The sequence below is a fragment of the Kribbella sp. NPDC050124 genome, from assembly GCF_044460355.1.
Classification (GTDB): domain Bacteria; phylum Actinomycetota; class Actinomycetes; order Propionibacteriales; family Kribbellaceae; genus Kribbella.
On record NZ_JBITJU010000001.1, the window covers coordinates 233,012 to 246,655 of the forward strand.

General features: G+C 68.9%; 13 protein-coding genes. 3 read left to right on the forward strand and 10 right to left on the reverse strand.

Annotated elements, in window-relative coordinates; genetic code table 11:
- Nucleotides 1-67: 67 nt before the first annotated feature.
- On the reverse strand, nucleotides 68-373 hold the full coding sequence (gene rpsN, locus ACIBL3_RS01195) for a 30S ribosomal protein S14 (RefSeq protein WP_396351134.1): 306 nt from the start codon (nucleotides 371-373) through the stop codon (nucleotides 68-70).
- Nucleotides 373-540, reverse strand: a complete 168-nt coding sequence (rpmG, locus tag ACIBL3_RS01200) for a 50S ribosomal protein L33 (RefSeq protein ID WP_360449989.1) — start codon at nucleotides 538-540, stop codon at nucleotides 373-375. Before rpmG ends, rpsN begins: the two co-directional genes overlap by 1 nt.
- Nucleotides 541-614: 74 nt before the next feature.
- Here rpmG and ACIBL3_RS01205 point away from each other — a divergent pair, with 74 nt between their 5' ends.
- The 3 genes from ACIBL3_RS01205 to ACIBL3_RS01215 all read left to right on the forward strand — a co-directional run bounded on the left by ACIBL3_RS01205 (nucleotide 615) and on the right by ACIBL3_RS01215 (nucleotide 3,536).
- A complete protein-coding gene (locus ACIBL3_RS01205) occupies nucleotides 615-1,721 on the forward strand; it encodes a CobW family GTP-binding protein (RefSeq protein WP_396351135.1) in 1,107 nt (368 codons plus the stop codon).
- The gene (locus tag ACIBL3_RS01210) at nucleotides 1,718-1,963 is read left to right on the forward strand and encodes a type B 50S ribosomal protein L31 (RefSeq protein ID WP_396351136.1); all 246 of its coding nucleotides are present in this window, start codon (nucleotides 1,718-1,720) and stop codon (nucleotides 1,961-1,963) included. The genes ACIBL3_RS01205 and ACIBL3_RS01210 overlap by 4 nt, the downstream gene beginning before the upstream one ends.
- Before the next feature lie 160 nt (nucleotides 1,964-2,123).
- A complete protein-coding gene (locus ACIBL3_RS01215) occupies nucleotides 2,124-3,536 on the forward strand; it encodes an aromatic amino acid lyase (RefSeq protein WP_396351137.1) in 1,413 nt (470 codons plus the stop codon).
- Here ACIBL3_RS01215 and ACIBL3_RS01220 read toward each other — a convergent pair.
- The 8 genes from ACIBL3_RS01220 to kdpF form a co-directional block, all read right to left on the reverse strand.
- The gene (locus ACIBL3_RS01220) at nucleotides 3,533-4,744 is read right to left on the reverse strand and encodes an SGNH/GDSL hydrolase family protein (RefSeq protein ID WP_396351138.1); all 1,212 of its coding nucleotides are present in this window, start codon (nucleotides 4,742-4,744) and stop codon (nucleotides 3,533-3,535) included. The genes ACIBL3_RS01215 and ACIBL3_RS01220 overlap by 4 nt on opposite strands.
- Before the next feature lie 118 nt (nucleotides 4,745-4,862).
- Nucleotides 4,863-5,705, reverse strand: coding sequence for a hypothetical protein (locus tag ACIBL3_RS01225; RefSeq protein ID WP_396351139.1), 843 nt, complete (start codon nucleotides 5,703-5,705; stop codon nucleotides 4,863-4,865).
- A 79-nt stretch (nucleotides 5,706-5,784) separates the two neighbouring features.
- Nucleotides 5,785-6,462, reverse strand: a complete 678-nt coding sequence (locus tag ACIBL3_RS01230) for a response regulator (protein ID WP_396351141.1) — start codon at nucleotides 6,460-6,462, stop codon at nucleotides 5,785-5,787.
- Nucleotides 6,463-6,478: 16 nt separating this feature from the next.
- On the reverse strand, nucleotides 6,479-9,058 hold the full coding sequence (locus ACIBL3_RS01235) for a DUF4118 domain-containing protein (RefSeq protein ID WP_396351142.1): 2,580 nt from the start codon (nucleotides 9,056-9,058) through the stop codon (nucleotides 6,479-6,481).
- Nucleotides 9,059-9,075: 17 nt separating this feature from the next.
- Nucleotides 9,076-9,708, reverse strand: coding sequence for a potassium-transporting ATPase subunit C (locus tag ACIBL3_RS01240; protein ID WP_396351143.1), 633 nt, complete (start codon nucleotides 9,706-9,708; stop codon nucleotides 9,076-9,078).
- 13 nt (nucleotides 9,709-9,721) lie between these two features.
- On the reverse strand, nucleotides 9,722-11,758 hold the full coding sequence (gene kdpB, locus ACIBL3_RS01245; RefSeq protein ID WP_396352292.1) for a potassium-transporting ATPase subunit KdpB: 2,037 nt from the start codon (nucleotides 11,756-11,758) through the stop codon (nucleotides 9,722-9,724).
- A gap of 38 nt (nucleotides 11,759-11,796) precedes the next feature.
- Nucleotides 11,797-13,458, reverse strand: coding sequence for a potassium-transporting ATPase subunit KdpA (gene kdpA / locus ACIBL3_RS01250; RefSeq protein WP_396351144.1), 1,662 nt, complete (start codon nucleotides 13,456-13,458; stop codon nucleotides 11,797-11,799).
- A complete protein-coding gene (gene kdpF / locus ACIBL3_RS01255) occupies nucleotides 13,458-13,547 on the reverse strand; it encodes a K(+)-transporting ATPase subunit F (RefSeq protein WP_396351145.1) in 90 nt (29 codons plus the stop codon). The genes kdpA and kdpF overlap by 1 nt, the downstream gene beginning before the upstream one ends.
- Nucleotides 13,548-13,644 lie beyond the last annotated feature (97 nt).

Sequence of the window (13,644 nt, forward strand, 5' to 3'; positions counted from 1 at the left end):
GAAGCCACCTGACTTCGGGGAGGGCCGTCGTACGCCCGGGCCGCGGCATCCACGTCGCGGTGGGGCACTACCAGGAGGACTTGGTGATGCCGGGGAGTTCGCCGCGGTGGGCCATCGCGCGGAAGCGGACGCGGGAGATGCCTGCCTTGCGCAGGTAGCCGCGGGGCCGGCCGTCGGCGACGTCGCGGTTGCGGACCCGGATCGGGCTCGCGTCCCGCGGGAGCTTCTGCAGCGCGAGCTGTGCCGCGCCGCGGTCCTCGAACGACGACTGCGGGTCGGCGATGATCCGCTTCAGCTCGGCCCGGCGCCCGGCGTACCGGGCGACGGTCCGTTTGCGCTGCTCGTTCTTGGCGATCTTGCTGGTCTTCGCCATCAGCGCTCTTCGCGGAAGTCCACGTGCTGCCGGACGGCGGGGTCGTACTTGCGCATCACCAGGCGGTCGGGATTGTTCCGCCGGTTCTTGCGCGTTACGTAGGTGAAGCCGGTGCCCGCCGTACTGCGGAGCTTGACGATCGGGCGGAGGTCGTTGCGCTTGGCCATGCTGGGGTTCCTTTCCTCAACTGCGGTCCTCAGTGTACATTGTACTGGTAATCATTTTCAATAAGGGAGTATGGATGCTGCCGGTGACCTTGCTCACGGGGATCGACGAGCGGTTCCGCGGCGCGGTGGCGGGCAACCTGCTGGCCGCCGCCGGCTCGCGCGGCGTACTGGTCGAGTACGACGTCAGCGGTCTGGCCGACGGGTCCGTCGTACGGATCGCCCGGACTGCCGGCGGCGTGATCGACCGCGAGGTGATCCAGATGAGCCACCCGTGCGTCTCCTGCGCGATGCGCGGCTCCCTGGTCACCCTGCTGGTCAGCATCGCGGCGGTGGAGAGGTACGACGCCGCAGTCGTGTCGGTGCCCGGAGCCGGAGACACCCAGGCGGTCGCCGAGGAGATCGCCCGCGACGCCGGCGGCGAGCTCCGGGTGGACGCGGTCGTCACAACGGTCGACACCGGCAGCGTGATCGACGATCTCACCGGCGACCAGCTGATCCAGGACCGCGGGATCCCGACCGCCGCCGAGGACAGCCGTGCGATCGCGGAGGTGGTCGCCCGCCAGCTCGAGTACGCGAACGCAGCCGTGCTCAGCAGCGACGACGAGACCGTCCGGGCGCTCACCCAGGCGATCAATCCACAACTTCTGGTCCGGACCAGTCCGGCCGGGTTGCTCGGCGTACGGCTGCACGATCCGGACGCCGCCGAGACCTGGACCGAGCCCGGCTCGATCTGCGCGACGACCGAGAGCGGACCGGTGCGGACGCTGGTGTGGCAGGCGGATCGCCCGTTCCACCCGGAGCGGCTGTACGACGCCTTGGAGGACCTGGTCGCCGGTACGGCGCGCGGCCGCGGGACAGTGTGGATCGCCACCCAGCACCGCAACCGCCTGAGCTGGGACAGCTTCGGCACGAATATCGCGATCGGCGTGCTCGGCCCGTGGCTGGCCGACCTCCCGGCCGACCGCTGGCCCGGGGTCGGGCAGCAGCACCAGGCCCGGTCGGCCCTCGAGTGGCACCCGGATCACGGCGACCGGGCGTCGTACCTGTCCATCACCGGGGTCGGGCTGGACGTCCGGGAATTACGCGAGCGTCTGGATGGTTGTGTCCTGCGTGCGGACGAAGCGGTCCACCCGCTGACCGACCCGTTCGCCCCTTATCTGGAAGGAAGTACTGCAGCATGAAGAAGGACATCCACCCCGACTACCGCCGGGTCGTCTTCCGGGACAAGTCCGGCGACTTCAGCTTCCTCACCGGTTCGACGCGCGAGAGCAACGAGACCATCGTCTGGCACGACGGGAACACCTACCCGGTCGTCGACGTCGAGATCTCGGCCGCGACGCACCCGTTCTATACGGGTCAGCAGCGCGTGATGGACACCCAGGGCCGGGTCGAGAAGTTCAAGAAGCGCTACGGCAAGTCGTAAACCCCGGACATCTTGCGGGGACCTCGGACATCTGACCTGATGTCCGAGGTCCCCGTTGCATGTCCGGGGTTCGGGGAGGGTCTCGGATCCGAGACGGTGACCTCGGCCGGGTTGCTGCCCAACGGTGGTGTCGCGGCTCACACTGAGGACTGTGGAGCCGGTGGAGATTCTGGGTGTCGGATTGACCCCGTTGGAGGCCGTGGCGTTGGGTCAGCGGCGGACTGCGGTGCGGTTGGGTGACGTCGCGCGAAAGCGGATGCACGAGTCGGCACTCGCGGTGGCCGAGGTTGCTCAGCGGCGGCCGGTGTACGGGCGGACCACGGGAGTCGGCGCCAACCGGGATGTGCTGACCTCCGACCCCGAGCACGGCGCCCGGTTGCTCGGATCCCATTCCACCACCGGTACGACGTCGTACCCGAAGGACGTGGTCCGGCTCGGGCTGCTGATCCGGGTCAACCAGCTCGCGTCCGGCGGATCCGGGCTCGAGCCCGAGGTCGCCGACGCGATCGTCGCGCTCCTCAACGACGACGAGCTGCCCGACCTGCACCGCGGCGGCGCGATCGGGACCGGCGATCTGGGTCCGCTGGCCGAGCTGGGTCTCGCCCTCGGCGCCGTCGTGGACGGGACCAGCGCACTGCCCCTGCTCTCCAGCAACGCGCTCACCTTGGCCGAGTGTTGCCTCGCGTACGTCGAGGCCGCCACGCTGATCAACGTCGTACCGCTGGTCGGCGCCCTGTCGCACGTCGCCCTGCGCGGCAACGCCGAGGTGTACGACGTCCGCGTCCACGAAGCCCGCCCGCAGCCGGGCCAGGTCCGGGTCGCACGCCGGATGCGCCTACTGCTCGACGACCTGCCGATCGCACCGGCCCGCGTCCAGGATCCGTTCGGCCTCAGAGCTTTCGCCCAGGTACTCGGACCGGCCGTCGACCATGTCGATGCGCTTGGCAACAGTCTCCGGATCGACATCAACGCCTCCGCCGAGAACCCGCTGGTGGCCGGCGACACCGTGCTGCACAACGGCAACTGGCACGCGATGCCGATCGCGCTCGCCCTCGACTCACTGCGGCTGAGCCTCCACAGCGTCGCGACCTTGTCGACGTCCCGCGTCGCGAACCTGGTCGACCCGGAGTTCACCGGGCTGAGCCGGTTCCTGGCCAGCGGCGCGGAGGCGAGTTCGGGCGTGATGATGATCGAGTACGTCGCCCACGACGCACTCGCCGCCGTCCGATCGGCCGCACAGCCCGCGACTCTCGGTACCGCGACGCTGTCGCGCGGCGCCGAGCACCACGCCAGCTTCGCGCCACAGGCCGCCGTACTCACGGCTCAGCTCCTCGACGCGCTCCGTGAGGTGCTGGCGAGTGAGCTGGTCACCGCTGTGCGAGCGATTCGCCTTGCAGGCTTGACGCCTGACGACCTCGCGCCGGCTGCGGTCGCGCCGTGGTTGGCCGACGCGCTGGCCTCGTTGCCGGGTGATCTCACCGACCGATCGCTGCGGGAGGACCTGGAGATCGCCCGCGGTCTGCTCACGCAGTGGGGCGATCGCCAGGTCGAACATCCCGCGGAAGCGGGCTAGAACTCCTTGAGGTCGAAGGCGTTTGCCATCGCCTTGAAGCCCTCGGCGTTCGGGTGCAGGTGGTCGCCGACGTCGTACGCCGGCAGCATCTTGGACGGCGCCGCCGGGTCGCGGACCGCCTGGTCGAAGTCGACGACGGCGTCGTACTCACCGGACGTCCGGATCCAGTGGTTGAGCGCCTGCCGGTCCGCTTCACCCTCGGGCGTGTAGTAACCGGCGCCCTCGTACGGCGTCAGCGTCGCGCCGATCACCTTCAGCCCGGCCTGGTGCGCCCGCTCGATGAACTGCCGGTGCACCGCGATCAGCGCAGCCGGCTCGACCGCGCCGCGGCTGCCACCGATGTCGTTGATGCCTTCCAGCAGTACGACGGTCTGCACACCGGCCTGCCCGATCACGTCCCGGTCGAACCGCGCCAGCGTCGAGTCCCCCGCCGTACCGGCGTTGTTGAGCAGGCGGTTGCCGCTGATCCCGGCGTTGAGGACGCCGAGCTCGCGGTACGCCGGTTGGGCCAGCAACCGATCGGCCAACTGGTCCGGGTACCGCAGGTTCTGGTCGATCGGCGACACCACGCCGTCGGTGATCGAGTCGCCGAACAGCACGACCGAGCCACGCACCCGACTCCGCACGTCGACACCTTCGACGATGTAGCGGGCCATCCCGGAGATCGCCTGGTACTGCGACCCGTCGCCGCCGGTCTGGTCACCGGTGGCCCGGAAGCCCGTCGCGTAGCCGGCCGGGTGTTGGGTCAGCGGGCCCGTTGGACCGGGGAAGTACGTGCTGATCACCAGGTCGGTGTCATCCGGTACGACGACGTGCACCGGGTCGGACACCCACTCAGCACCTACCGGGATCGTGACGGAGGGCTGGCCGCCGAACAGCACCGGGACCAGCTTGGCCGACTCGACTGTCGGCGTACCGGCGAGATCGTCGTCCCGCGGCGTCAGCGTCACCTTGCCGACGACGAGCGGGGACGTGCCGTAGACGTTGGACAACCGCAGCCGCAGCTCCGAGCCACCGATGCTCAGGTGAGCCACTTGCCGCAGGGTCGTGTCGGTGACACCGGTCGCCGAGAGACCCGACGTACCGGGTGGAGTGACGGCGACGGCCCAGCTGCCGATCCAGTCAGGCGACAGCGAGGCCGAGGCGGTGGGAGTGAGCGGAATCGCGAGCAGAGCCAGAGCGGCGACGAGCTGTTTGAGACGACGCATGAGACCACCTTCGTCTGGGCGGAAACGGGGTGTTCCCTTCGATCTCACCCAGAGTCGCCACTCACTCGCAACCGGTCATCGGTGAACGGTCGATCTTCAGAGCCGAACGCACATCCTGTCAGAGCCGGTTGTAGGCCTTCAGGGTTCGGAGGGCGGCGATGGTGACGCGGCCGCGGTACTCGAGGGTGGCGGTCTGGCTTGGGGGTTCCCAGGTCAGGGCCCAGCCGCCGTCGGGTTGCTGGTCGGCGATCAGGCGGTCGAGGTGGGCCTCGATCTGGGCGTCGTCGAAGAGCGGGCGCCAGAAGCTGTCCGGCGTCGGCGCGAAGTGCAGCGGGGTGACGCCGTACGTCGGGTCCGCGGCGTCGGCGCGGTACCAGTTGAGCTTCGGCAGCCAGTCGCGGACCTGGTCCAGGTCGACGCCGTCGGTGTGCTCGAGGAACTCCATCGAGACGTGCATCCCGTGCGCGTCCTCCGGGAAGCCCTTCGCGAGTTCGGCGGCACACCACGCGGCGGCCTTGTCCCGCCACGGGTGCTCGAAGCCGAACTGGTAGAGCTGCCCGACCAGACCGGCCGTCGGGTTGAGGCTCGGCTCGTAGGTCCACTCGCTGATGTGCTCGGCCCGCGGGTAGCCCTCGACGGCCGGGCCGCACAGCGGAACCGCACCGTCAGGCGTCGCGATCGACTGCAGCCAGTCGACGGCGCGCCGGATCATCTCCTCGTCTCGCGCACCCGCCGTCAGCAGCGTCTCAAACGCGACCTGCACGTCGAGCGGCAAACTGTCCGGGCAACGCTTGTCCGGCTCGAGCCCATGCCCGAACCCACCGTCGGCGTTCTGGTAACCGCGCAACGCGTCCACGACCCCACCCGAGTCCGCCCCCTCGAACACAGCCGCAAACACCCGCGACTCCAGCAACCGCGCTTCCCGCCGTACGAAATCCCGTCCCGCACCGAAGATGTCCATACCCCCACCCTGGCGCACCCCACAGACAAAGTCTTGAACAAAACAGACACGAGCCGCCAGGCGTGGGCTGGCACCAGGATCACGGTTCGAAGCGGTAGCCCATTCCTGGTTCGGTGAGGAGGTGTTTGGGGCGGGCCGGGTCGGGCTCCAGTTTGCGGCGGAGTTGGCCCATGTAGAAGCGAAGGTTGCCGCTCGCCGTCTCGTAGCCGGGGCCCCAGACCTCCGTGAGCAACTGGCGTTGGGACATCAGCTTGCCGGGATGCCGGACGAGCACCTCGAGCAGGTGCCACTCGGTGGGAGTGAGCCGGACGTCCTCGCCGTTCTCCAACGTGACTCGCTTGGCAGCCAGGTCGACCGACGCGCCGCCGACGGTGACGACCGGCTGGTCCTGGGAGAGGTTGCTGCGCCGGAGTACGGCGCGCATTCGGGCGAGCAGCTCGTCGATCCCGAACGGCTTGGTCACGTAGTCGTCGGCGCCGGCGTCCAGCGCCTCGACCTTGTCCGTCTGGTCGGTCCGCCCGGACAGCACCAGGATCGGCGCCTCGGTCCATCCGCGCAGGCCGCGGATCACGTCGACGCCGTCGAAGTCCGGCAACCCGAGGTCGAGGATCACCAGCTCCGGCGGGAGCTGCGCCGCGACCTTCAACGCCGCCGTACCCGAGCCGGCCAGATGCACCTCGTACCCCCGGGCCTTCAGATTGATTTGCAAGGCCCGGACGATCTGTGGTTCGTCGTCGACCACCAGAACCCTCGTCATCGGGCCTCCCGGCCTGTCATTCATGCACCTCCGGTGCGGAGCGTTCCCGGGCGCCTGGGACCGGCGCGTCGGCCGGCCGCAGGGTCGCCGCCGGGATTGCGACCACCATGGTCAACCCGCCGCCGGGGGTGTCCTCCGGCTGCAGCGTGCCCTGCATCGCCTCGGTGAGACCGCGGGCCAGGGCCAGGCCGAGCCCGACGCCGACGGTGTTGTCGGTGTCGCCGAGCCGCTGGAACGGCGCGAAGACGCGGTCCCGGTCCTCCTGCGGGATCCCCGGTCCGCGATCGACCACCCGGATCTCGACGGTCTCGCCGAGTGAGCTCCCGGTCAGCAGCGGCGACCGCCCCGGCGGCGAGTAGCGGATCGCGTTCGCCACCAGGTTGGCGATCACGCGCTCCAGCAGGGCCGGATCGGCCTCGACGAGCGGCAGCGTGTGCGGGATGTCCACGATCACGCTGTCCCCGTCGTCACCGAGCTCGGTCAGCACGCCGGGCATCACCTCGTCCAAGGCCATCGGACGGGTGAAGACGGGCAGTACGCCGGCCTGCAGGCGGCTCAGGTCGAGCAGATTGTCCACCAGTCGCGACAACCGGTCCAGCGACTCGTCCGCAGTCTCCAGGAGCTCGGCCCGCTCGGACTCACTCCACTCGACGTCGTCACTACGCAGGCTGGTCACCGACGCCTTCGCCGAGGCGAGGGGTGACCTGAGATCGTGGCCGACGGCACGGAGCAACGCCGTACGGAGCTTGTCGGCCTCGGCCAGCGGCTTCGCCTCGGCTGCGGCTTCGCTCAACCGGGCCCTGTCGACCAAGGCAGCCGCGTGATCGGCGAAGGCTCCGACCAGCCGCCGTTCGTCCGCGGCCAACTGGTGGCCCTGCAGGACCAGGACCAGATCGTCGCGGGCCGGGATCTCCGCGTCGGCTTCCTCCGGCCTGCTGCAGGTCAGCGTGCCGGCCGAGGCCAGCGGGCGCCATTGCTCGGTCAGCTCGTCGTCGTCCACGCGCTCCATCAGGCAGGCGCCGGTCATCCCGAAGGCCTCGCGAACGCGCTCGAGCAACGCGGGCAGCGCGGTCTCGCCGCGCAGTACCGACCCGGCCAGTGTCGCCAGCGTCTCCGACTCGGCGGCCGCTCGGGCGGCCTGTCGGGTCCGTCTGGCCGCCCGGTCGACGACCGAGCTCACCATGGCCGCGACCAGCACGAAGATCGCCAGCGCGAGCGCGTTGTTGAGCTCCGCGATGGTGAAGGTCCGGGTCGGCGGGGTGAAGAAGTAGTTGAGGACGACAGAGCCGCCGATCGCGGTCACCATCGCAGGCCACAACCCGCCGACCAGCGCGACGACGACCACGGCGAACAGGAACGCCAGCACGTTGCTGGTCAGGTTGAGGTTGTCGCCGCCGAGACCGAGCAGCAGGGCCAGCACCGGCGGCAGCAGGACCGACAGCACGAAGCCCTGGATCTTGCGGCGCCGGGACAGACTGCCGCGCAATCGGGGCAGCCGGCCGCGGCCCATCTCGGCGTGGGTGACGATATGGACGTCGATGTCGCCGGAGTCGCGGATCGTGGTCGCCCCGATGCCAGGGCCGGTGAACAGGGAGCCGAACCGGGACCGGCGACTGCCGCCCAGCACCAACTGGGTGGCGTTCTCGGCCCGGGCGAACGTCAGCAGCGCGCCCGGGACGTCGTCACCGACCACCTGGTGATAGGTGCCGCCGATGCTCTCGACCAGTTTGCGCTGCTCGGCGAGCCGTTTCGGGTTCGCGCCGGTCAGGCCGTCGGAGCGGGCGACGTGGACTGCGAGCAGGTCCACTCCGGAGGACCTGGCGGCGATGCGGGCGGCACGCCGGATCAGGGTCTCGCCTTCGGGGCCGCCGGTGAGGGCGACCACGACACGTTCGCGGGCTTCCCAGGTCGACTCGATGTCATGTTGGGCACGGTACTGCTGCAGGCCGGCGTCCACCCGGTCGGCGAGCCAGAGCAACGCGAGTTCGCGTAGGGCGGACAGGTTGCCGACCCGGAAGTAGTTGCCCAGTGCGGCATCGACCTTGTCGGCGGCGTAGACGTTGCCGTGCGCCATCCGGCGGCGCAAAGCCTCCGGTGTCATGTCGACCAGTTCGATCTGGTCGGCGGACCGGACCACCCGGTCCGGGATCGTCTCCTGCTGGGGTACGCCGGTGATCTTCTCGACCACGTCGTTGATCGACTCGAGGTGCTGGATGTTGACCGTCGAGATCACGTCGATCCCGACGGCCAGCATCTCCTCGATGTCCTGCCAGCGCTTCTCGTTCCGGCTGCCCGGCACATTGGTGTGCGCCATCTCGTCGATCAGCGCGACGTCCGGCCGGCGGGCCAGGACGGCGTCGATGTCCATCTCGGTGAAGCTGGCGCCGCGGTAGTCGATGATGCGCCGCGGTACCAGTTCCAGGCCGTCGAGCATCTCCGCGGTGTGCTCGCGGCCGTGGGTCTCGACGAATCCGACCACCACGTCGGTGCCGCGGGACATCCGCCGCTGTCCCTCGCCCAGCATCTTGTAGGTCTTCCCGACGCCGGGCGCGGCACCCAGGTAGATCCGCAGATGCCCGCGGCCGCTCTTGCTCATACCCCTATGCTCTCAGGTCAGCCCTGCGCAGCCAGAGCGTTGTTGAGCGTGACGACGTTGACCCGGGGCTCACCGAGGAATCCGAGGGTCCGGCCCTCGGTGTTCTCCTTCACCAGCTCCTGGACCTTGGCCACGTCCAGGCCGCGCTCCCGCGCGACCCGGTTGACCTGCAGCGCGGCGTAGGCCGGGCTGATGTGCGGGTCGAGGCCGCTGCTGCTGGCGGTGACCGCGTCCGGCGGAACCTGTGACGGGTCCACGCCTTCGAGCTCCGCGACCGCCTTCTTCCGCTCCTCGATCGCCGCGAGCAGATCGGCGTTGTTGGGTCCGTAGTTGGACCCCGCGCTGCCCATCGCGTCGTAGTCGACCGCGGACGGCCGGGTCTGGAACCACTTCGGGTCCGCGACCATGATCGGGTTGCCTTCGTCGTCCTTCTTGCCGCTGTCCTGGGTGTAGGCCTGCCCGATCAGGTCGGACGCGGTGTCCTTGCCGTCGACCTGGACGATCGAGCCGTTCGCGTTGTCGTTGAACAGCGCCTGGGCCACCCCTGTCATCACCAGCGGGTAGAGGATGCCGAGGGCAATGGTAAAGAACAGCAGCGCCCGGATCGCCACTCCGAACTGCCGGACCGAGCCGGGCAGATTGCTTGCCATGAACAACAGCCTTTCAGCCGATACCCGGGATCAGCGAGATCACCAGGTCGAGGAGTTTGATACCGACGAACGGCGTGATCAGGCCGCCGACGCCGTACACCAGCAGGTTGCGGCGCAGCATCGCCGAGGCCGAGGACGGCTTGTACTGCACACCCCGCAAGGCGAGCGGTACGAGCGCCACGATGACGAGGGCGTTGAACACGATGGCCGACACGATCGCCGACTCCGGCGTCTGCAGCTGCATGATGTTCAGCTTGTCCAGCCCCGGGTACGCCGCCGCGAACAACGCCGGCAGGATCGCGAAGTACTTGGCCACGTCGTTCGCGATCGAGAACGTGGTCAGCGAACCGCGGGTGATCAGCAACTGCTTGCCGATCTCGACGATCTCGATCAGCTTGGTCGGGTTGGAGTCGAGGTCGACCATGTTGCCGGCCTCCTTCGCGGCCGACGTACCGGAGTTCATCGCCACCCCGACGTCGGCCTGGGCCAGCGCCGGCGCGTCGTTGGTGCCGTCGCCGGTCATCGCGACCAGCCGGCCACCCTCCTGCTCCTTCTTGATCAGCGCCATCTTGTCCTCGGGCGTCGCCTCGGCCAGGAAGTCGTCGACCCCGGCCTCCTCGGCGATCGCCTTCGCGGTCAGCGCGTTGTCACCGGTGATCATCACGGTCCGGATGCCCATCGCACGCATCTGGTCGAACCGCTCCCGCATCCCTTCCTTGACCACGTCCTTGAGGTGGATGACGCCGAGCGCGCGAGCCTTCCCGTCGACGCTCTCGGCAACCACCAGCGGCGTTCCGCCGGAGGCCGAGATCCCGTCGACGATCTCGCCGAGCTGCCGGTCCGTCGTACCGCCCTGATTGCTGATCCAGGCGTTGACCGCACCGGCCGCGCCCTTGCGGACCTGCCGACCGTCCACGTCCACACCACTCATCCGGGTCTGCGCGGTGAACTCCACGAAATGGGCGTGCGGCAGCTCGCCGGTGTGCCGTTCCCGCAGTCCGTACCCGGTCTTCGCCAGTACGACGATCGACCGGCCCTCCGGCGTCTCGTCGGCCAGACTGGACAGCTGGGCCGCGTCCGCGAGCTCGGTGTCGGTCACCCCCTCGACAGGGATGAACTCCGACGCCTGCCGGTTGCCCAGCGTGATGGTGCCGGTCTTGTCGAGCAGCAGTGTGTTCACGTCGCCTGCCGCCTCGACCGCGCGGCCGGACATCGCCAGCACGTTGCGCTGGACCAGCCGGTCCATCCCCGCGATACCGATCGCGGACAGCAGCGCGCCGATGGTGGTCGGGATGAGGCAGACCAGCAGGGCCACCAGGATCACGATGCTCAGGTCGGTCTTCGCGTACGACGCGAACGTCGGCAACGTGACCGTGGCGACCATGAACACGATGGTGAGGCTGGCCAGCAGGATGTTCAGCGCGATCTCGTTCGGCGTCTTCTGCCGGGACGCGCCTTCGACCAGGGCGATCATCCGGTCGATGAAGCTCTCGCCGGGCTTGGTGGTGATCTTCACGACGATCCGGTCCGACAGCACCTTGGTCCCGCCGGTGACCGCACTGCGGTCACCGCCGGACTCGCGGATCACCGGCGCGGACTCGCCCGTGATCGCCGACTCGTCGACACTGGCCACACCCTCGACCACGTCACCGTCGCCGGGGATGATCTGACCGGCCTCGACCACGACGAGGTCGCCGAGCTGCAACCGGGTGGCCGGCACCTCCTCCTCGCGATCGCCGACCAGCCGGCGCGCGGTGGTCTCGGATTTGGCCCGCCGCAGCGTTTCGGCCTGGGCCTTGCCCCGGCCCTCCGCGACCGCCTCCGCCAGGTTGGCGAAGATGACGGTCAGCCAGAGCCAGACCACGATCCACCAGACGAACACGCTGGAGTCGGTGACGGCGATGATCGTCGACGCGACGGCGCCGACCTCGACCACGAACATCACCGGGTTCTTGACCATCACCCGCGGGTCGAGCTTGCGCAGCGCGTCCGGCAGGGAGGTCAGCAGCATCTTCGGGTCGAACAGACCCGACGGCGCTTTCTTCGCCACCTTCTCCGGGGCCGGAGGAGGGGTCTTGACGAGCGTGGTCACAGTCCCTCCGCGAGGGGTCCGAGGGTGAGAGCGGGGAAGTAGGTCAGCCCGGTGACGATCAGCACGACGCCGACCAGCATGGTCACGAACAGCGCCTTGTGCGTGGGCAGCGTGCCCTGGGTCACCGGCACCGGCGCCTGCTTGGCGAACGAGCCGGCCAGCGCGAGCACGAGCACGATCGGCACGAACCGGCCGAGCAGCATCACCAGGCCGAGCGCGGTGTTGTAGAAGGGGATGTTCGCACTGATGCCGGCGAACGCGCTGCCGTTGTTGTTGCCGGCCGAGGTGAACGCGTAGAGCACCTCGGAGAAGCCGTGCGGACTGTCGGTGTTCCAGATCGAGGCCCGCGCCACTGCCAGGCCCATCGCGATCGAGGCACCGGCGAGCACCAGGGTCGGCGTGGTCAGGATGTACAGCGAGACCAGCTTCATCTCGCGGGCGGTGATCTTCTTCTTCAAGTACTCCGGCGTGCGGCCGACCATCAGGCCCGCCACGAAGACCGTCAGCACAGCGAGCACCAACATGCCGTACAGACCGGTGCCGACACCACCTGGCGATACTTCGCCCAGCATCATGTGGAACAGCGCGGTACCGCCACCGAGTGGGGTGAACGAGTCATGCATCGAGTTGACCGCACCGGTCGACGTACCGGTCGTCGAGGTCGCGAAGAGAGCTGACGCCCATTCGCCGAAGCGGGTCTCCTTGCCCTCCATCGCGGCGCCGGCGGCCTGGGTCGCCGTACCGGCGCCCTGGTTCTCGAAGAAGGTGGCCGAGAAGGTGAAGGCCGCCCAGAGGACGCCCATCACACCGAGGATCGCGTAGCCCTGCCGCTTGTCCTTGACCATCACGCCGAAGGTGCGAGTGATGCAGACCGGGATCACCAGCAGCAGGAAGATCTCGAACAGGTCGGACAGCGGGTTCGGGTTCTCGAACGGGTGCGACGAGTTCGCGTTGTAGTAGCCACCGCCGTTGGTGCCGAGTTCCTTGATCACTTCCTGGCTCGCCACCGGGCCGCCCGGGATGGTCTGCGACTGGCCGACGACCGAGGTGACCTCGTGACCACCGGAGAAGTTCTGGACGACGCCCATCGCCACCAGCACCAGCGTGCCGACGATCGCGATCGGGAGCAGCACCCGCAGCACGGTCCGGGTCAGGTCGACCCAGAAGTTGCCGAGCCGGTCGGTCTTGCTCCGGGCGAAGCCGCGGATGACGGCGACCGCGACGGCGATGCCGACGGCCGCGGAGAGGAAGTTCTGCACCGCGAGGCCGGCGAACTGGACCAGGTGGCCCATCGTGACCTCGGGGACGTACGACTGCCAGTTGGTGTTCGAGACGAACGACGCGGCGGTGTTGAACGCCAGGCCGGACTCGACCCCGGGCAGGTCGTTGGACAGCGGCAACTGCGACTGCAGCCGCTGCAGCAGGTAGAGCAGGACGACGCCGAGGGCGGAGAAGGCGATCAGCGACCGGGCGTACACGGCCCAGGTCTGGTCCGCCTTCGGGTCGACCCCGAGCAGCTTGTACGCGCCGCGCTCGATCCGCAGGTCCTTGTCGGACGTGTAGACGTGCGCCATGTAGCCGCCGAACGGCCGGTACACAGCAGCCAGGAGCGCGACGAGGAGGCCGACCTGTAACAGGCCGGCTGCGGTGTCGGACATCAGAACCTCTCGGGGAAGATCAGGGCGGCGACGAGGTAGAGGACCAGGCCCGCCGCGACCACCAGGCCGGCGATGTTCTCGGCGCTCACAACTTCTCCACTCCACGCAGCGCGAGCCAGACGGCCGCGAAGACGACGACGGTGACGGCGAGGTAGATCACGTCAGACATGACGACGCCACCTCACA